This is a genomic window from Micromonospora echinaurantiaca (genome assembly GCF_900090235.1).
Lineage (GTDB): Bacteria > Actinomycetota > Actinomycetes > Mycobacteriales > Micromonosporaceae > Micromonospora > Micromonospora echinaurantiaca.
The window spans coordinates 2,092,171-2,110,303 of the sequence record NZ_LT607750.1; the positions used below are offsets into that span (position 1 = coordinate 2,092,171).

Below are 18,133 nucleotides of genomic sequence, written 5' to 3' on the forward strand. Positions count from 1 at the left end.
GACGACGCGACGACACGCGAGTCGACCGGGGAGGGGCGGGGCGGGTCGCCCGACGCCGCGCGGGACGGGTCACCGGACGAGGCGACGACGCGGCGCGATCGGGCGGCCGGGCCGGACCCTGACCGCCCGGCCCCCGGTGCAGGACCGGCGCCGAGCGGGAGTAGCCGGCCGTCGTCGACGAGCTGATGTCGGGCCGGGACGGCTGCGGTCCGCGCGTCGTCTCGCGGGCAGCCGCCGACGAGGTTCCCTGCGGGCCGGGGACGGCCCAGCGAATCGGTGACGTCCCGCCTCGCAAGCCCGACCGCCGGACCGTCGCGGTGCTGCTCGGACTGCTCGGCCTGGTGGCCGCCGTGGCGCCCGCCGCGCTGAGCCCGACGCGGGCGTCCGCGGTGCCGGCTACTGTGCGGGACGGACCTACCTGCCCGAGCCCGCCGGGACCGGGCGTGCCGCAGGGGAGTCCGCCCGCGTCGTCCGGCCCGAGCGGCGTCCGTCCGGCTGACTGCGACCGAGCGAAGTCGTTCCCGGGCGCGACCGGCGGCGTCGACGCCGGTACCGCGTTGCCGTGGATCAGCGCCGATCCGGGGCAGCCGCTGGTCGCGGCGATCCCCGCGAAGCTGACCGGCTCCAAGCTGACCATGAGCGGGCTCCGGCTGGAAGGGATCGTCCAACTGCCCACCGCCGACGGCCCCCTCACGGCGTTGAAGTTCAGCATGAACGAGGCGGTCACCGAGGATGTCGTGCTGCGGCCGCCGGGCCCGCCGGACCGGACCGTCCGGCTCGCCGCCGTGACGGCCCGCGGTGACGTCGCGCTCTACGCCACCCGCTTCGTCGGGCGACTCCCCGGCTTCACCATCACGCTGGCTCCCGACCTGCCGGTGCCGGCCGGCGTCCCGATCATGTCGACCGGTGCGATCACCTTCACCGATCCCGCCATCGACCTGGCCTTCGTCAAGAGCGACACGTTCAGCGGCCGGTAGGCGAGCCGTTCGCGGGACCTGCGCCGGGACGGGTCGTGATCGGGGGGGCGCGCTCGGGTGACAATGCCGAGGTGGATCACGCGGATCTGGTCAGGTTGAGCAAGCGGATGTCGCTCGCGTTGCGGCACCAGCCCGGCCGGTTCGGCCTCACGCTCGACGGGGCGGGCTGGGTGCCGGTCGGGGAGTTCCTCGCCGCGCTGCGGATCGACCGCGCCGACCTCGACGCGGTGGTGGCCGGCAACGACAAGCAGCGGTTCGCGGTCGAGCGGGGTCCGGACGGGGTGGAGCGGATCCGGGCCAGCCAGGGGCACTCGATCCCGGTCGACCTCGGGTTGGTGCCCGTGCCACCGCCGGACACGCTCTACCACGGCACCGGGGCGGCCGCCGTCGCGTCGATCCGGGCCTCCGGCCTGCACCGCGGCGGACGGCACCACGTCCACCTGTCGCCCGACGTCGAGACCGCCCGGCGGGTGGGCGCCCGGCGTAATGGGGCGGTGGTGGTGCTCAGCATCGACGCGGCGGCGATGGCCCGCGACGGACACGTCTTCTATCGCAGCGCGAACGGGGTCTGGCTCACCGATGCGGTCCCCGCCGGCTACCTGACCGGCACCGACTGAGCGTCGCAGTCACCGCCGGCGGCGGGGGCGCGGCTCAGCCGGCGCGGCGGGCGAGGAAGTCGGCCAGTACCCGGGTGTGCGTGGAGAACGCCAGCTCGGTCGGCTCGGTGAGCACCAGCCACTCGGTCGCCTCCTCGGTCGGCGCGGACGGCGGCAACTCCTCGGCCGGCCGCTCGGGCAGTTCGCCGAAGAGCATCATGGTGCCGCCGGCCGGGGCGCTGTGCACCGCGAAGAGCCGGGCGTCGGCGGCGTCGGCGAGCAGGCCCGTCTCCTCGCGCAGTTCCCGCACCAGCGCGTCGTTCCACTCCTCGCCGTACTCGACGAAGCCGCCCGGCAGCGCGAGCAGCCCGCGGGCCGGCTCGATGTCCCGGCGTACGACGACGACGCCGAGACCCGCGGCCGTGCGGACCGGCAGCACCGCCACCGCGACGGGCAGCGGGTTGCGCCAGACCGTCTGGCCGCAGACCGCGCAGATCCGCGGCCAGCCGGCCGCCGCCGGGTAGGCGGCCCCGCAGTAGGAGCAGTGGGAGTACGGCACGCCACTCATGCCGCTGCACGTTACCGGCCCGGGGTGGGCCCTCACGACGGGCGGCGTGGGCCCGCACGACGGGCGGCGCGCTCGACCGGAACCGTTCGGGCGGCGGGGGTCAGCTCTCCGGGGTGCCGGTGTAGAAGGCGGTGGTGCGCCCGGCGGCGGCCCGGGCCGCCGCGGCGTCGGTGCCGGCGGCGATGCTCGCGTCCCCCCACCGGTCGCTGGCCGACGACATGAACGCCCGGCCCTCCGGGGAGGCGCTCCAGACCTCGCTCTGCTCGGGGCTGACCCCGCTGCCGTCGTCGGCCAGGTGTGTGGCCAGGCCGAGCAGGGCCAGGTCCCAGCCCACCCCGACCGCGCCGGGGCCGAACTGGTCCCAGCGCTCCTGGTCGACGTGCGCGATGTGCTCCAGCTCGAACCGGGTGCGACCGTCGCCGGTCGGGGTCAGCCGGACCTCGATCCAGCTCACCTCGCCCATCATCTCCCAGGTGGCGGCGAAGCTCTTCGGTGGGTCGCAGCGCTCGATGACGCCGGAGGCGTTGCCCTCCAACTGGTAGCGGCCGTGCAGGCGCAGGTCGCCGCTGACCGGCAGGAACCAGCGGGGGATGCGCTCGGCGTTGGTGCAGGCGTCCCAGACGTCCTCCAGCGGCGCGTCGTACGTCTGGCTGATGGTCGTCACCCGGGCCTCGCCGGCCTCCAGCGTCCGCTGGCCCACCTGGCGACGCACGGCGTTGAGCTGGCTGGTCGCGTCGATCATGATTCTCTCCTGTCGTCGGGAGCCTCGGCGCGCTGCTCGCGCAGTCGCCGTTCGCGCTTGCCCCTGGCGAGCTCGGTGGCGAGCGCCTGCAGCGGTGGGGTCCAGAACCGGCGGAAGTGACCGAGCCAGTCGTCGACCTCGCGCAGCGGCGCCGGGTCCACGGCGTAGAGCCGGCGGGTCCCCTCCGGCCGCACGGTGGTGAAGCCGCTGTCCCGCAGCACCTTCAGGTGCTGGGAGACGGCCGGCTGGGAGATGCCGAACTCGGCGCGGATCACGTCGCAGAGCCCGCCGGCGGTCATCTCGCCGCCGGCGAGCAGTTCGAGGATCCGGCGCCGCACCGGATCGCCGAGCACGTCGAAGGCATGCACCGGACCTTTATATCAGTACACGCTTATTTAAGCGAGGACGCATAGGGGTCGGCGGGGTCGGCCCGGCGGATCAGCCCGGCCGGCGAGCCGGCGAGCGCCGGCGGCGGATTCCCTCGCTGGTGACGGCGTGATAGATGATCATGACGATGATGGCGACCAGCCCGACCATCGGGTCCACGAACCAGCCGAGCAGCCCGGCCAGACCGTAGAGGACCAGGCCGGTGATCGGCCGCCGCGCCTGAGCCCGCACGTAGGCGTGGTCGACGCCAGTCGCGTACACCTCCGGCCGCCGGCGCAGGTAGCCGAAGACCACCAGCCACGGCAGCGACATCAGCGCCGCGGCGAGCGCGTACAGAGCGACCGCCGCCTGCCGGTCGTGCCGGTCGCCGTGGTCGGTGAACGCCGAGGCGAGCACCGCGGTCGGAAACGGGATGATCACCACGCCGAACAGGATCGCCAGGTTGATCCAGTTCAGGGCCGGATTGGTGCCGCGCAGCAGCCGCAGCAGCGCGTGGTGGTTGAGCCAGAGAACGCCGACGTAGCCGAAGGAGATCACGAAGGCGAGATAGGCGGAGCCCTCGTGCAGCAGCCCGGTCAGCAGTTCGCCCGGCTCGTACGACGGGACGCGCAATTCCAGCACGAGGAGGGTGATGACGATCGCGAAGACGCCGTCGCTGAACGCCTTCATCCGGTCGATCTCGGCCAGGCTGGCGCCGCCCGTCGGGTCCTGCTCCGTCGCGGCCACGGGGGGAGGCTATCGCCGTTCGGGCCGGCGCCGGAGTGCCTCCGCGACCGACCACCCGGACGGGGCCCTGGGTGCCGCCCGGTGCGGCACCCAGGGTTCCCGGGCCCCGTCGGCCCGCTATCCGGCCACCGGGGCGACGGCCTCCGCCGCTCCGGCGCGCCGCTGGTGGGAGCGGATCAGCTCGGCGTAGCGGTGACCGCTCGCCTTCACCGTCCGCCGCTGCGTCGGGTAGTCCACGTGCACCAGGCCGAACCGCTTGTCGTAGCCGTACGCCCACTCGAAGTTGTCCAGCAGCGACCAGACGAAGTAGCCGGCGAGCGGGACGCCCCGGCCGACCGCCCCGGCGCAGGCGGCCAGGTGCTGCTCCAGGTGGTCGGTGCGCTCCTTGTCCTCCACGGTGCCGTCCGGGGTGACCTCGTCGTCCGGCCAGGCCGAGCCGCTCTCGGTGACGACGATCCTCGCCGGCCGGTACTCCTCGTGCACCGCGACCAGCAGCTGCTCCAGCCCGGGCGGGTACATCTCCCAGCCCATCGCGGTCTCCACCGAGCCGGGCACCGGCACCTGCCGGGCGTACGGCGGCGGCCCGGCCGGGTCGTCCATCACCACCTGCCGGAAGTAGTAGTTGACGCCGAGGAAGTCGGTCGGGGTGGCGATCACCGCCAGGTCGTCGCCGCGCACCGGCGGCTCCACCCCGTAGGTGGCGAGCATGTCGGCGGGATAGCCGCGGCCGTGCACCGGGTCCAGCCACCAGCGGTTGACGTGGCCGTCCATCCGCCGGGCCGCCGCGACGTCCGCCGGCCGGTCGGTGGCGGCCGGCTCGATCGGGCTGAGGTTGAGCACCAGCCCGACCGACGCGGGGCGCGCGGCGTTCGCCCGGATCGCCCGGGTGGCCAGGCCGTGCCCGAGCAGCACGTGGTGCGCGGCGCGGACCGCCCGGCCCAGGTCCCGCTCACCCGGGGCCATCCGCCCCTCCAGGTGCCCGATCCAGCACACGCAGAGCGGCTCGTTGACGGTGGTCCAGTCGGCCACCCGGTCGCCGAGCCGGGCGGCCACCACGGCCGCGTAGTCCGCGAACGCCTCGGCGGTGGACCGCTCCGGCCAGCCGCCCCGGTCCTGGAGCACCTGCGGCAGGTCCCAGTGGTAGAGCGTGACGAACGGTCGGATCCCGGCGGCCAGCAGCGCGTCGACCAGCCGGTCGTAGAAGTCCAGCCCCTTCGCGTTCACCGCGCCGACGCCGTCCGGGCGCACCCGCGGCCAGGCCACCGAGAACCGGTACGCGTCGACGCCGAGCCGCCGCATCAGCGCCACGTCCTCCGGCCAGCGGCGGTAGTGGTCGCAGGCGACGGCGCCGGTGTCGCCGTTGTCGACGGCCCCGGGCAGCCGGCAGAAGGTGTCCCAGATGGACGGTGCCCGACCGTCGGTGTCGACGGCGCCCTCGATCTGGTACGCCGAGGTGGCGACGCCCCAGAGGAAGTCGGGCGGCAGGTTGGACAGGTCCGGCACTTCTCGATTCTCCTTCAGACGGCGGTGAACGTGGTCCTACTTGACCGCGCCGGCGGTCAGGCCGGCGACGAAGTAGCGCTGCAACGCCAGGAAGCCGGCGACGACCGGGACGCTGACCACCAGCGACGCCGCCATGATCTGGTTCCAGTAGACGTTGAACTGGGTGGAGTAGCCCTGCAGACCGACGGCCAGCGTGCGGCTGGACTCGTCGGTCATCACCGAGGCGAAGAGCACCTCGCCCCAGGCGGTCATGAACGCGTACACGGTCACCGCGACCACGCCGGGCACCGCCGCCGGCAGCACCACCTGGAACAGGGTGCGCAGCGGCCCGGCCCCGTCGACCTGGGCGGCCTCGTCCAGCCCGCGGGGGATGGAGTCGAAGTAGCCCACCAGCATCCAGATCGAGAACGGCAGCGAGAAGGTCAGGTACGTGATGATCAGGCCGGTCCGGCTGGCGTACAGCTGGAGGCCGGTGGCGTTGCCGAGGTTGACGTAGATCAGGAAGAGCGGCAGCAGGAACAGGATCCCGGGGAACATCTGGGTCGACAGCACGGTGACCGAGAACAGGCCCCGGCCGCGGAACCGGTAGCGGCTCACCGCGAACGCCGCGAAGATCGCCACGGTGACCGAGAAGACCGCCGCCACGCTGGCGACGACCAGGCTGTTCACCAGGTAGCGGCCGAGTGGCACGGTCGACCACATGTCCACGAACGCCTGCAACGTCGGGCGCCGCGGCCACCAGGTGAACGCGTTCTGCACGTCCTGCAGCGGCTTGATCGCCGAGCTGACCATCACGTACAGCGGCACCAGCACGAAGATCGCCAGCAGGGTCAGCACCATCCGGCGGGCCCAGCGCTCGGTCGCGGTCTCACGCATCGTTCCTCCGGCGGTTGGTGATCAGCAGGTACCCGGCGGTGACCACGAGCAGGAACAGCAGCAGCGCCACCGACATCGCCGAGCCGGAGCCGAAGTCCCAGGTCTTGAAGGAGCTGCGGTAGATGTGGATCGAGATCAGGTCCGCCTGCTCCGGCGCGGAGCCGCCGAAGAGCACGTACGGGGTGTTGAAGTCGTTGAAGGTCCACAGGAACAGCACCAGCACCAGCACCAGGTTCACCGGCCGCAGCATGGGCAGGGTCACCGAGCGCAGCCGCCGCCAGAAGCCGGCCCCGTCCATGGCCGCGGCCTCGTACAGGTCGCCGGGGATGTTCTGCAGGCCGGCCATGATGCACAGGAAGGCGAACGGCCAGGAGCGCCAGACCGACACGATCAGCAGCGCGACGAAGCTGTTCCCGCCGATCAGCCAGAACGGCTTCTCGCCGAACAGGTGCAGCTGGTCGACCAGGACGTGGTTGACCAGGCCGGTGTCCCGCTGGAACAGGAAGCTCCAGGTGATCACCGCGGTGTAGACCGGCAGCGCGTACGGGGTGAGGAAGAGCGCGCGCAGCACGCCGCGGCCGCGGAACGGCCGTTGCAGCAGCACCGCCGCGGTGGTGCCGAGCAGCCAGGAGAGCCCGACCGAGGCGACCGTGTAGAGCACGGTCACCCAGAACGAGTGCAGCAGTTCGGCCCCGGCGGCGGAGTCGAAGTCGAGCACCACCCGGTAGTTCTCCAGACCGACGAAGGGCGCGGTCGACCAGTCGCGAATGTGGAACTGGGTCAGCTCCAGCAGGCTCATCCACGCGCCGACCAGCATCGGCACCACGTGGATCGCCAGCTCCAGCACGATGGCCGGGGCGAGCAGCAGGTACGGCAGGAGCGACCGGCGGGGCCGCCGCAGGCGGCTCCGGCCCGGCTTGCCGCCCCGGGCCGGTCGGTCGGGCGCGGTGACGTCCCGGGGGGTGGTGCTGGTTGCCATCGGGGTCCTCTCGCTGGGTGGCCGTGGGAGGGTCGGCGTCCCTCCCACGGCCACCGGTCCGGCGGGCAGCGCGTCGTCGGCGCGTCGTCAGCGCATCTGCTGCTGGGCCTGGGTCAACTTCTGTCGGACGCTGTCCTCGGTCACCGGCTTGCCGCTGGCCGCGTCGGCGAAAAGCTCCTTGATGGCGGTGCCGACCAGCGTCTCGAAGGTGCTCTCCTCGGGCACCTGCGGCAGTGGCGCGGCCGTGCTGGCCAGGGTCTCCTGGAGCACCTTCTGCTCCGGGGCGGCGAACGCCGGGTCGCCGGCCACGGTCTTCACCGGGGGCAGCGAGCCGTACGTCTTGTTGAGCGTCACCTGCTCGGCGTCGCTGGTCATGAACTTGACGAACTCCAGCGCGGCGTCCCGGTTCTTCGTGTGCTTGAAGACCGCCATGTTGATCCCGGCGACCATGCTGTTGACCTTCTTGCCACCGGCCGGCGGGGCGGCCAGGAACGGCACCGGGGCGATCCCGTACGCGTCCGCGGCCATGTTCTGCGACTTCAGGTTCGACCCGGCGGCCTGCCAGAGCAGCATCGCGGCCTTGCCGTTGGCGAAGTCGGAGACGGACTGGTTCTGCGCGTACTCGGCGTTGCTCGGGTTGACGATCTTGTCGGCGGCCATCAGGTCGACGTAGCGCTTCACCGCCGCGACGTTCTGCGGGGTGTCGAAGGTCGGCTTGCCGGCCGAGTCGAACCACTCGCCGCCGTACTGCTGGCTGAAGGTGAAGGCGTGGTGGGCGTTCTCCGACGGGTTGGCGCCCTCGACCGCGAGGCCCCACCGGCCGCCGCCGGTGAGCTTCCGGCCGGCCTCGGCCACCTGCTCCCAGGTGGTCGGCGGGCTGGTGATGCCGGCGTCGGCGAACGCCTTCTTGTTGTAGTAGAGGGCGTAGGCGAGGCTGTAGAGGGGCACCGCCGCGGGCGGCTTGCCGGGGGCGCCGGCGGCGGCCAGCGCGGCCGGGACGAACCGGTCCTTGCCGCCGACCTTGGCCAGCGTGGCGTCGTCGAACTCCACCAGCGCGCCGGTGGCCTGCAACGAGGCCGACCAGGTGTTGCCGATGTTGACCACGTCCGGGCCCTGGCCGGAGGTGGCGGCGGCGAGCAGCCGGTTGAGCAGGTCCGACCAGGGCACCACCTCGACGTTGACCTTGATGCCGGTCTGCTGCTCGAACTTGTCCAGCTCAGGCTGGAGGATCTGCTTGTCGGCCTCCAGGCTGGCGCCCTGGTTGCTGGCCCAGTAGGTGAGCGTCTTCGCGCCGCCCGAGGAGGAGTCGTCGCCGCCGCAGGCGGTCAGCGAGGCGGCGGCCAGCACGGCCGCGGTGAGTATCGCCAGGTGTCGTCTCGACACGGGTCTGCCCTTCCGGTGCGAGTGGTGGGGGTCGCCGGCGCCGGGTGGTGCGGGGGTCGCGGACGGGCCGGCGGAACGGGTGGGGCCGGTTCCGGCGGTGGCCGCCGGACGGTGTCGCGGGAGTTGCATCACGGCTTAATGAATGTCGTCATTAAAGTGGTTGTCGTCATGGGCCGTCAAGCACGGGGTCGTACAGTCGCCTCGGACGGCCCGGGGGATCGAGGTGGCGTGTGGAGTTGGCCCGAGCGACGAATCGTGGCGTCCGGCTGCGGAACCGGTCGGCGCTGCTGTCGAAGCTCTTCCTCGACGGCCCGCTGACCCGTCAGGACCTGGTCCGCAGCACCGGGCTCAGCCAGCCGGCGGTGAGCAACGTGGTGGGCGACCTGATCGACGAGGGCCTGGTGGTCGAGGCGGGCGCGGCCGAGTCCGACGGCGGCCGGCCCAGCATGATCCTCCGGGTCGCGCCGCGGTTCGCCTTCGTGGTCGGCGTGGATGTCGGTGAGACCCGGGTGCGGGTCGAGCTGTTCGACTTCGCGATGGCCCTGCTGGCCAGCGTCGAGTACCCGCTGGACCCGGCGCGTACCGAGCCGTCGGTGGTGGCCGGGCACGTGCTGGCCGGGATCGACGCGGTCACCGACCGGGCCGGGGTGGACACCGACGACGTGCTCGGCGTCGGCATCGGCGTCTCCGGCGTGGTCGAGCAGGGGGATCGGGCGGTGGTGCACGCCCAGGCGCTCGGCTGGGACCGCGTGCCGCTGGAGGGGCTGATCGCCGCCGGCACCGACCTGCCGCTGCACATCGACAACGGCGCCAAGACCCTCGGCCAGGCGGAGATGTGGTTCGGCGCCGGCCGGGGCGCCCGGCACGCGGTGTTCGCGCTGGTCGGCTCCGGCGTCGGGGCCGCCGTGGTGACCAACGGGGTCACCTACCGGGGGGCGTCCAGCAGCGCGGGGGAGTGGGGGCACACCACCCTGGTGTACGGGGGCCGGCCCTGCCGTTGCGGCGCGCGGGGCTGCCTGGAGGCGTACGTCGGGGCCGAGGCGCTGATCGACCGGTACCGGGAGGCGCGGGGCGGCCGGGCGGTGCCGGGCGACGACGAGGAGTCCCAGCTGGCCGCCCTGGTCGAGGCGGCCGCCACGTCGGCCACCGCCCGCCAGGTGCTCGACGAGACCGCCGGCTACCTGGGCGCCGGGGTGGCCAACCTGATCAACCTGTTCAACCCGGAGCGGGTGGTGCTGGGCGGCTGGGCCGCGATGGCGCTGGGCGACCTGCTGCCGGCGGTGCGCGAGGCCGCCGGCCGGCAGGCGCTGCGCCAGCCGTACGAGCAGGCGTCGATCGAGCTGTGCCGGCTCGGTGTCGACGCGGTGGCGCTGGGGGCGGCCACCCTGCCGATCGCCCGGCTGCTGGCGGCCGGCGGCGTCCGGCCCTGACCGGCCCGTCGGGCAAACCGCACGCATCGAACCTTCGGGATATATAACAGCGTTATAGATCGATGTCTTGACGCCGTCGCAACCGCGCCGTAACACTTCCCCGAGAGCGCTCTCCGGTCGCGGTGCCCGTCCCGGTGGCACACGTCCCGCGCCGCGGCCGGCCTCCCGTCACCCCGTCATGCCCGGCGTCCGTACCCCCTATCGACAGGCGAAGTCATGACATCTCGCGCTACATCCGTACGCCCGGCACCGGGCCGGCGACCCCGCCGGCGTACCCTCATCGGCCTGGTGGTCGCGCTCGTCGCGGCGCTGGCGCCGACCGGCCCGACACCCCCGGCGCAGGCGGCGCCGGTGCTGCTCTCCCAGGGCCGCCCGGCCACCGCCTCCTCCACCGAGAACGCCGGCACCCCCGCCGCGGCCGCCGTCGACGGGAACACCGGCACCCGCTGGTCCAGCGCCTTCAGCGACCCGCAGTGGCTCCGGGTCGACCTCGGCGCCCGGGCCACCATCAGCCAGGTCACCCTGGTCTGGGAGGGCGCCTACGCCCGGGCCTTCCAGCTCCAGACCTCCGACGACGGCAGCACCTGGACCACCATCCACACCACCACCGCCGGCACCGGCGGCACGCAGACCCTGACGGTCAGCGGCGCCGGCCGCTACGTCCGGATGTACGGCACCGCGCGCGCCACCGGCTACGGTTACTCGCTCTGGGAGTTCCAGGTCTACGGCGAGACCGGCGGCGGCACGCCCACCTGCGGCAGCGCCAACGCCGCCCAGGGCCGCCCGGCCACCGCCTCGTCCACCGAGAACCCCGGCCTGCCCGCCTCGGCCGCGGTGGACGGCAACACCGGGACCCGCTGGGCCAGCGCGGCGAGCGACCCCCAGTGGCTCCGGGTCGACCTGGGCAGCACCCAGACCATCTGCCGGGTGGTGCTGAACTGGGAGGCCGCGTACGCCCGGGCGTTCCAGCTGCAGACGTCCGTCGACGGCGCCGCCTGGACCACGATCTACAGCACCACCACCGGCACCGGCGGTGTGCAGACCCTCGACGTGACCGGCAGCGGCCGCTACCTGCGGGTCTACGGCACCGCGCGGGGCACCGGCTACGGCTACTCGCTCTGGGAGTTCCAGGTGAACACCACCGGAGGCACGACCGACCCGGGCATCCCGCCGACCGACCCACGCAACCCGAACTTCGGCCCGAACACGTTCGTCTTCGACCCGTCCACCCCGACCGCCACCATCCAGAGCCGGCTGAACACCCTGTTCACCCAGCAGGAGACCAACCAGTTCGGCCCGCAGCGGTACGCGGTGCTGTTCAAGCCCGGCAGCTACACCGCCGACGTCAACCTCGGCTTCTTCACCCAGGTCGCCGGGCTCGGCATGAGCCCGGACGACGTGAACCTCAACGGCCACGTCCGGGTCGAGGCGTTCTGGATGGGCGGCAACGCCACCCAGAACTTCTGGCGGGCCGCCGAGAACCTGTCGGTGACCCTGCCGGCCGGGGTGACCGTGGAGCGGTGGGCGGTGTCCCAGGCCGCGCCGTACCGCCGGATGCACCTGCGCGGCGGGCAGAACCAGATCCAGCTCTGGAACGGCGGCGACGGCTGGTCCAGCGGCGGGCTGATGGCCGACACCCGGATCGACGGCCTGGTCGTCTCCGGCTCCCAGCAGCAGTGGTACTCGCGCAACAGCGAGTTCGGCAACGGCTGGACCGGCTCGGTGTGGAACATGGTCTTCCAGGGCGTCGTCGGGGCACCCGCGCCGCACTTCCCGAACCCGTCGCACACCGTCATCGCGCAGACCCCACAGGTGCGGGAGAAGCCGTTCCTCTACGTCGACGGCACCGGCGAGTACCGCGTCTTCGTCCCGGCGCTGCGCACCAACTCCACCGGCACCAGCTGGTACGGCAGGACCCCGGCCGGCTCGTCCATCTCGCTGTCGCAGTTCTACCTGGTCCAGCCGGGCACCAGCGCGGCCACCATCAACGCCGCCCTCGCCCAGGGCCGGCACCTGCTGTTCACCCCGGGCGTGCACCACGTCACCGAGCCGATCCGGGTGGACCGGCCGGACACGGTGGTCCTCGGCCTCGGCCTGGCCACCATCCAGGCCGACAACGGCACCGTGGCGATGCGGGTGGCCGACGTGGACGGCGTCAAGGTGGCCGGCATCATGTTCGAGGCCGGCCAGGTCACCTCGCCGGTGCTGATGGAGGTCGGCCCGCCCGGCTCGGCGGCCAGCCACGCGGCCAACCCGACCTCGCTGCACGACGTGTTCTTCCGGATCGGCGGGCCGGGCGTCGGCCGGGCCACCAACACGCTGACCATCCACAGCGACAACGTGATCGGCGATCACATGTGGCTGTGGCGGGCCGACCACGGCGACGGTGTCGGGTGGACGGTCAACACCGCCGACACCGGGCTCACCGTGAACGGCGACAACGTCACCATGTACGGCCTCTTCGTCGAGCACTACCAGAAGTACCAGACCGTCTGGAACGGCAACGGCGGGCGGACGTACTTCTACCAGAACGAGATGCCGTACGACCCGCCGAACCAGGCCGGCTGGATGAACGGGTCGACCCGGGGCTACGCCGCGTACAAGGTGGCCGACTCGGTGACCAGCCACCAGGCGTGGGGGCTGGGCAGCTACTGTTACTTCAACGTCAACCCCGCGGTGGTCGCCGACCGGGCCTTCGAGGTGCCGACCAACCCGAACGTGCGGTTCACCAACATGGTCACCGTCTCGCTCGGCGGGGTCGGCACGATCAACAGGGTGATCAACAACACCGGTGACACCGCGAACGCCGCCCACCAGCAGTCCTACCTGACCAACTACCCGTAGGCCGATCCCGCGGCGGGCCCGGCCGGGTGTCCGGCCGGGCCCACCCGAAGCGCTACGCCCGGCGGGCGTCGGTGCGCACGTTACCGATGGCGTCGAGCCGGCCCCACCGGCCGGGGATGTCGAGCAGTTCCACCCGGCCGAAGCGCTCGGACAGCTCCGGGTCGACCACCAGGTCCTCGCCGTACGGATTCAACCCCAGCACCGTCCGCAGCAGCAGGAACGCGGCCCCGGTGGAGCCGGCGTACGGGCTGGAGGCCGTGGGGTACTGGACCGGGTGCCGGGTCAGCTCGCGGTCGTACCCGCCGAACGCCTCCGGCAGCCGGCCGTCGAAGAAGTCCCCGGCGTCGATGATGCCCTCGGCGATGCGGGCCGCCTCCCGGCCGTACCCGTACCGGCGCAGCCCCCAGGCGATGAACGAGTTGTCGGCCGGCCAGACGGTGCCGACGTGGTAGCCGAGCGGGTTGTACCGCGCCTGGCCGGTGGCCAGCGTCCGCACGCCCCAGCCGGAGAAGAGTCGGGGACCGAGCAGGTGTTCAGCGATCTTTCCGGCCCGGGATTCGTCGACGATGCCGCTCCACAGCAGGTGGCCGATGTTCGAGGACAGGGCGTCGACCTGCCGGCCGTCGGCGTCCAGGGCGAGGGCGTAGTACTCGCCGTCGGCGACCCAGAAGTCCCGGTTGAACCGCTGCTTGAGCTCGGCCGCCTCCCGCTCCAACCGGTCGGCGTAGACCGGGTCACCCCAGAACTGTCGGGCCAGTCGGGCGCCGCGCCGCTTCGCGTCGTAGGCGTAGCCCTGCAACTCGCACGTGGCCCGGGGCAGGCCCGGCAACGTGCCGTCCCGGTACGAGATCGAGTCCCACGACTCCTTCCAGGACTGGTTCTCCAGGCCGGTGCGTTCGTTGCGGCGCTGGTAGCGCACGTAGCCGTCGCCGAGCAGGTCGCCGTACTCGTCGATCCAGTGCAGCGCCGCCCGTGCTTCGTCCTCGAACTCCCGTACCAGCCCGACGTCGCCGGTCCAGCGTTCGTACTCGTCGAGCAGGACCACGTAGAGCGGGGTCGCGTCGGCGGTGCCGAAGTAGGGCGACTGTGGTCGTTCCTCGAACGCGGCCCACTCGCCGTAGCGGAACTCGCGCAGGATCTTGCCCGGCTCTTCGTCCCGGAAGTCGTCCAGCACGGAGCCCTGGTCGACGCCGAGCATGCGCAGTGTCGCGGCGGCCAGTTCCGGCGCGATGTGCAGCGACTGGAAGCTGGCAAGGATGCTGTCCCGACCGATGATGGTGGCGGCCCACGGCAGACCGGCGGCGGGCATGGCCTGGTCCGGGAGGGTCAGCGGCGAGTAGCGCAACGCCGCGAGGTCGACCAGGCTGCGCCGGTAGATGCTGGTCAGGGCCGGCCAGTCGCATTTCAGCTTCGGCGCCCGGTCGAGCCACCGGTCGAGATCGCGCTGGAGTTGCGGCGCGGTCCGCCGGCGGCGCGGCGGACGGATGCGGTCCCGGACGTCGTCGCCGTCCGGGCGCAGCACCGACCCGCGGATGTGCAGGGTGGTGCTCCACGAACCGTGCGGCCCGACCCGGATGTGGTACGTCAGCCCGTGTTCGTCGATCTGGGCCGGCTCGCTGGTGACGATGGTCGTCTCGCGCCGGAACTTCTCCCGTTCGTAGCCGAGCCGCAGGCATCCGGCCTCGACGCTCCGGTAGGTCCGGCCCGCCGGGTTCGGGGGTTGCGCGACCGCCAGGATCGGGATGAAGTCACTGTCCGCCGTCAGGCGGACGGTGAAGTCGGCCGGTTCGTCGCTGTGGTTGAGGACGGTCAGCCGCTCCTCGAAGCTGCCCGCGACGGACCGCTCGCGCAGGACCGACACCTTGGCGTCGAGGTAGTGGGTCGGCTCGCCCGGCACCAGGAAGAAGCGCACCGCGAAGTACTTCAGGTCGTCGATGGCCAGGGCGTGCAGCCGCTCGCCGTCGACCGTCAGCTGCCACTTGGAGAGGAACCGGGTGTCGAAGGAGAAGAACCCGCACGGAACGGCGGGCGACGACTCGATGTCGCCGCTGCGGTAGCTGAGCACGAAGATGTTGCCGTCCAGGATCCTGACCAGGTCCGACCTCATCGCCGTCCCCTGTGCTCCCGGACGAACTCGCGCGGGTGGTGCGCCCCGGGCGGCTGCCGGAACAGCCGCTCGAGCAGGACGATCGGCCAGTATTCGCCCTCGGTGGTGATGTCGTTGCGCAGCCAGGCGGGCAGCGGTTTGACCTCGCCGAGCACCATCCGGTCGAAGACGGCGTTCTCGGCATGGATCACGCAATCGGCGTCACTCTCCTCTCTGGACACCCGTACCTGACCGTTCCGGATGGTGACGAACCAGTGGTCGTCCCCGTGCTCGTGCGCGAGGTCGAAGCGGATCGTGCCGGTGGTCTTCCGCAGCAGGCGCTCGGCGCCGTGGCGCGCGAGCCGGTCGAAGAACTCCTCGGTCGTGTCCGACATCAGCACCCCCCGCAGCGAGTCGGCCCGGCCGAGATAAAGCATCACCCGGAGCACCGCACGGCCGCATCACCCGCTCCGGGTGAGATCGGCGGGGCACGCGCCGGCGAGGCGAACCCGCCGCCGGATCTCACCCGTTCCGGGTGATGACGGGGCGCTCGAACCCGCGCGAGGCTGACGTGTCAGTGCTGACCCGAGGGAGTCTGATGTCGGATCGTACGGCGGAGTTCTTCGACCGGCTCGACCGTCGCGGGCACGAACCCCTGTTCGAGGGAGCCTCCGGCACCCTCCGTGTCGACCTCGTGCACGACCGCGGCGTCGACCGCTGGTTCGTGGTGATCACCCACGGGGGCGTCCACGTCACCCGGGCGGACCGCGAGGCCGACGCGGTCCTCCGTGTCGATCGGGCGCTGTTCGACCGGTTCGTCACCGGGGAGGCGAACATCTACGCGGCGTGGGTGCGCAACGAGCTGATCGCCGAGGGCGACGTGCTGTTGCCCTGGTTGCTCCAGCGGATCATGCCGCAGCCGGCGGGCGCGCGCCACCCGCGGACCTTCGTGGCGGAACGGAGTCGGCCCGCATGAGCGAGGACCTCGTCCGGCTGCTGGACGGCAACACGTTCGTGGTCAGCGAGGAGAGCGGTGACGTCGACGCCTCTCCGACCATCCCGACCGGCCTGTTCTCGTTCGACACCCGATTCCTGTCCAGGTGGATCCTGACCGTCGACGGGGTACGGCTCAGCCCGCTCACCATCGACGACATCGAGTACTTCGAGGCCCGCTTCTTCCTCGTCCCGGTCACCTCGACGCCGCTCACCGACCCAACGGTGTCGGTGATCCGCCAGCGCTCGATCGACGGCGGGCTCATCGAGCGGCTGACCGTGGTCAACCACCAGGCCACCCCGGTCGAGCTGGGGATCCGGCTCGACGTCGGCAGCGACTTCGCCGACCTGTTCGAGATCAAGGACGTGCGAAACAAGAAGGGGACCTACTACGCGCGGGTGGAGAACGGATGCCTGCGGCTCGGTTACGAGCGGGCGGATTTCCGGCGCGAGACGGTGATCTCGAGCACGGTGCCGGCGCACGTCGACGAAAACGGGCTGAGCTATCACGTCCAGATCGGACCGCACGCCGAATGGGCCACCGAACTGCGGGTCAGGACGTTGGGCGTGCACGGGCGGGACATCCGGGAGAGCCTCGAGGGCCGGCCCGTCCGGCGCCGGACGGAGCTGCGCCGGGATCTCGAACGGTGGCTCGCCGAGGCGCCCCGGCTGACCTGCGACTGCGAGTCGCTCACCAGGACTTACCGGCGCAGCCTGGTGGACCTCGCCGCGCTGCGGTTCACGCCGCTGACGATGGGCGGGCGGACCGTGCCCGCTGCCGGGCTGCCCTGGTTCATGGCGGTGTTCGGCCGGGACAGCATCCTCACCAGCCTCCAGGCCCTGCCGTTCGCCCCCGATCTGGCCGCCACCACGCTGCGCCTGCTGGCCCTGACCCAGGGCTCCGTGCTGGACGACTTCCGGGAGGAGGAGCCGGGCAAGATCCTGCACGAGTTGCGCTACGGCGAGAGCATCGGCTTCGAGGAACAGCCGCACTCGCCGTACTTCGGCAGCGCCGACGCGACCCCGCTCTACGTGGTCCTGCTCGACGAGTACGAACGCTGGTCCGGGGACGCCGAGACGGTTCGCCACCTCGAACGGGCTGGGCGGGCGGCGCTGCACTGGATCGACGAGTACGGCGACCTGCTCGGTGACGGCTACGTGCGCTACCAGCGCCGCAACGAGCGGTGCGGGCTGGACAACCAGTGCTGGAAGGACTCCTGGGACTCGATCTCGTACCGGGACGGGACGTTGCCGGGCCTGCCCCGGGCCACCTGCGAGTTGCAGGGCTACGCCTACGACGCGAAGCGGCGCGGCGCCCGGCTGGCGCGGGAGTTCTGGCACGATCCGGTCTACGCCGACCGGTTGGAGCGGGAGGCGGCCGAGCTCAAGCAGCGGTTCAACCGGGACTTCTGGGTCGCCGACGGCGAGTACTACGCCCTCGCCCTGGACGCCGACGGCCGGCAGGTCGACGCGCTGTCGTCGAACATCGGCCACCTGCTGTGGAGCGGCATCGTCGACGAATCCCGAGCCGGGAAGATCGCCGAACACCTGCTCGGCCCCCGGCTCTTCTCCGGCTGGGGGGTGCGGACGCTGGCCACCGGCCAGTCGCGGTACAACCCGGTCGGCTACCACGTTGGCACCGTCTGGCCGTTCGACAACTCGTTCATCGCCTGGGGGCTGCGCCGCTACGGCTACGACCGGGAGGCCGCCCGGATCGCCGAGGGCATCATCGACGCGGCCGACCTGTTCCACGGCCGGCTACCGGAGGCATTCGCCGGGTACGACCGGGAGCTGACCCGGTATCCGGTGCACTACCCGACGGCGTGCAGCCCGCAGGCGTGGTCCACCGGGACCCCGCTGCTGCTGCTGCGCACGATGCTCGGGATGGACCCGCGCGGCGACCACCTGGTGGCCCGGCCGGCGGTGCCGGTGAAGGTCGGGCGGATCGAACTGCTCGACATCCCGGGACGCTGGGGTAGGGCCGACGTCTTCGGGCGTGGCCGCGCCGACCGGTGACCCCGCCCGGTGCCTTCGCCCGGTGAC

The 18,133-nt window shown here is 72.1% G+C and carries 16 protein-coding genes; 6 read left to right on the top strand and 10 right to left on the bottom strand.

The genetic code is table 11. From position 1 onward, the window contains the following. The first annotated feature begins 317 nt into the window (after nt 1-317). Nucleotides 318-977, top strand: a complete 660-nt coding sequence (locus GA0070609_RS09465; RefSeq protein ID WP_157748097.1) for a hypothetical protein — start codon at nt 318-320, stop codon at nt 975-977. 71 nt (nt 978-1,048) lie between these two features. Further along, a complete protein-coding gene (locus tag GA0070609_RS09470; protein ID WP_088993463.1) occupies nt 1,049-1,594 on the top strand; it encodes an RNA 2'-phosphotransferase in 546 nt (181 codons plus the stop codon). Between the two features lie 34 nt (nt 1,595-1,628). Here the strand turns inward: GA0070609_RS09470 and GA0070609_RS09475 are convergent, their stop codons facing one another. The 8 genes from GA0070609_RS09475 to GA0070609_RS09510 all read right to left on the bottom strand — a co-directional run bounded on the left by GA0070609_RS09475 (nt 1,629) and on the right by GA0070609_RS09510 (nt 8,737). Next, on the bottom strand, nt 1,629-2,141 hold the full coding sequence (locus GA0070609_RS09475; RefSeq protein ID WP_088993464.1) for an NUDIX domain-containing protein: 513 nt from the start codon (nt 2,139-2,141) through the stop codon (nt 1,629-1,631). Nucleotides 2,142-2,241: 100 nt separating this feature from the next. Further along, nucleotides 2,242-2,883: an SRPBCC family protein gene (locus GA0070609_RS09480; protein WP_088993465.1), complete on the bottom strand. Its 642-nt coding sequence runs from the start codon at nt 2,881-2,883 to the stop codon at nt 2,242-2,244. Then, complete coding sequence (locus GA0070609_RS09485) at nt 2,880-3,251, bottom strand: ArsR/SmtB family transcription factor (protein WP_088993466.1); 372 nt, start codon at nt 3,249-3,251, stop codon at nt 2,880-2,882. Before GA0070609_RS09485 ends, GA0070609_RS09480 begins: the two co-directional genes overlap by 4 nt. Nucleotides 3,252-3,321: 70 nt before the next feature. Continuing rightward, nucleotides 3,322-3,996, bottom strand: coding sequence for a TMEM175 family protein (locus GA0070609_RS09490; protein ID WP_088993467.1), 675 nt, complete (start codon nt 3,994-3,996; stop codon nt 3,322-3,324). Nucleotides 3,997-4,113: 117 nt separating this feature from the next. Continuing rightward, on the bottom strand, nt 4,114-5,499 hold the full coding sequence (locus GA0070609_RS09495; RefSeq protein WP_088993468.1) for a GH1 family beta-glucosidase: 1,386 nt from the start codon (nt 5,497-5,499) through the stop codon (nt 4,114-4,116). Between the two features lie 36 nt (nt 5,500-5,535). Then, entirely contained in the window at nt 5,536-6,375 is an 840-nt protein-coding gene (locus GA0070609_RS09500; protein ID WP_088993469.1) for a carbohydrate ABC transporter permease, read from the bottom strand. Beyond that, a complete protein-coding gene (locus tag GA0070609_RS09505) occupies nt 6,368-7,354 on the bottom strand; it encodes a carbohydrate ABC transporter permease (protein ID WP_088993470.1) in 987 nt (328 codons plus the stop codon). The genes GA0070609_RS09500 and GA0070609_RS09505 overlap by 8 nt, the downstream gene beginning before the upstream one ends. Nucleotides 7,355-7,441: 87 nt before the next feature. Further along, nucleotides 7,442-8,737, bottom strand: coding sequence for an ABC transporter substrate-binding protein (locus tag GA0070609_RS09510; RefSeq protein ID WP_197700245.1), 1,296 nt, complete (start codon nt 8,735-8,737; stop codon nt 7,442-7,444). A gap of 230 nt (nt 8,738-8,967) precedes the next feature. Between GA0070609_RS09510 and GA0070609_RS09515 the strand changes: the two genes are divergently transcribed. Together GA0070609_RS09515 and GA0070609_RS09520 are read left to right on the top strand one after the other, a co-directional pair. Next, nucleotides 8,968-10,167 (top strand): ROK family transcriptional regulator, encoded by a 1,200-nt coding sequence (locus tag GA0070609_RS09515; RefSeq protein WP_088993472.1) that lies wholly within the window; start codon nt 8,968-8,970, stop codon nt 10,165-10,167. 216 nt (nt 10,168-10,383) lie between these two features. Next, nucleotides 10,384-13,011, top strand: coding sequence for a discoidin domain-containing protein (locus GA0070609_RS09520; RefSeq protein WP_088993473.1), 2,628 nt, complete (start codon nt 10,384-10,386; stop codon nt 13,009-13,011). A 52-nt stretch (nt 13,012-13,063) separates the two neighbouring features. On the opposite strand, the gene GA0070609_RS09525 is transcribed toward GA0070609_RS09520, so the two are convergent. Both GA0070609_RS09525 and GA0070609_RS09530 read right to left on the bottom strand, forming a co-directional pair. Beyond that, nucleotides 13,064-15,118, bottom strand: a complete 2,055-nt coding sequence (locus tag GA0070609_RS09525; RefSeq protein WP_088993474.1) for an amylo-alpha-1,6-glucosidase — start codon at nt 15,116-15,118, stop codon at nt 13,064-13,066. Next, the gene (locus GA0070609_RS09530; protein ID WP_231928856.1) at nt 15,115-15,534 is read right to left on the bottom strand and encodes an SCP2 sterol-binding domain-containing protein; all 420 of its coding nucleotides are present in this window, start codon (nt 15,532-15,534) and stop codon (nt 15,115-15,117) included. Before GA0070609_RS09530 ends, GA0070609_RS09525 begins: the two co-directional genes overlap by 4 nt. Nucleotides 15,535-15,695: 161 nt before the next feature. On the opposite strand from GA0070609_RS09530, the gene GA0070609_RS09535 reads away from it, so the two are divergent. Continuing rightward, nucleotides 15,696-16,073 carry an SCP2 sterol-binding domain-containing protein gene (locus tag GA0070609_RS09535; RefSeq protein WP_157748099.1) on the top strand — a complete coding sequence of 126 codons (378 nt, stop codon included), beginning with the start codon at nt 15,696-15,698 and terminating at the stop codon, nt 16,071-16,073. Beyond that, a complete protein-coding gene (locus tag GA0070609_RS09540) occupies nt 16,070-18,106 on the top strand; it encodes an amylo-alpha-1,6-glucosidase (protein ID WP_088993477.1) in 2,037 nt (678 codons plus the stop codon). Before GA0070609_RS09535 ends, GA0070609_RS09540 begins: the two co-directional genes overlap by 4 nt. The last annotated feature ends 27 nt before the right edge of the window (nt 18,107-18,133 follow it).

What these genes read in the sequence shown, in the direction of transcription:
- GA0070609_RS09475 (WP_088993464.1), bottom strand. Translation starts at nt 2,141, where the DNA reads ATGAGTGGCGTGCCGTACTCCCACTGCTCCTACTGCGGGGCCGCCTAC.
- GA0070609_RS09480 (WP_088993465.1), bottom strand. Translation starts at nt 2,883, where the DNA reads ATGATCGACGCGACCAGCCAGCTCAACGCCGTGCGTCGCCAGGTGGGC.
- GA0070609_RS09500 (WP_088993469.1), bottom strand. Translation starts at nt 6,375, where the DNA reads ATGCGTGAGACCGCGACCGAGCGCTGGGCCCGCCGGATGGTGCTGACC.
- GA0070609_RS09505 (WP_088993470.1), bottom strand. Translation starts at nt 7,354, where the DNA reads ATGGCAACCAGCACCACCCCCCGGGACGTCACCGCGCCCGACCGACCG.
- GA0070609_RS09520 (WP_088993473.1), top strand. Translation starts at nt 10,384, where the DNA reads ATGACATCTCGCGCTACATCCGTACGCCCGGCACCGGGCCGGCGACCC.
- GA0070609_RS09525 (WP_088993474.1), bottom strand. Translation starts at nt 15,118, where the DNA reads ATGAGGTCGGACCTGGTCAGGATCCTGGACGGCAACATCTTCGTGCTC.
- GA0070609_RS09530 (WP_231928856.1), bottom strand. Translation starts at nt 15,534, where the DNA reads ATGCTTTATCTCGGCCGGGCCGACTCGCTGCGGGGGGTGCTGATGTCG.
- GA0070609_RS09535 (WP_157748099.1), top strand. Translation starts at nt 15,696, where the DNA reads ATGTCGGATCGTACGGCGGAGTTCTTCGACCGGCTCGACCGTCGCGGG.
- GA0070609_RS09540 (WP_088993477.1), top strand. Translation starts at nt 16,070, where the DNA reads ATGAGCGAGGACCTCGTCCGGCTGCTGGACGGCAACACGTTCGTGGTC.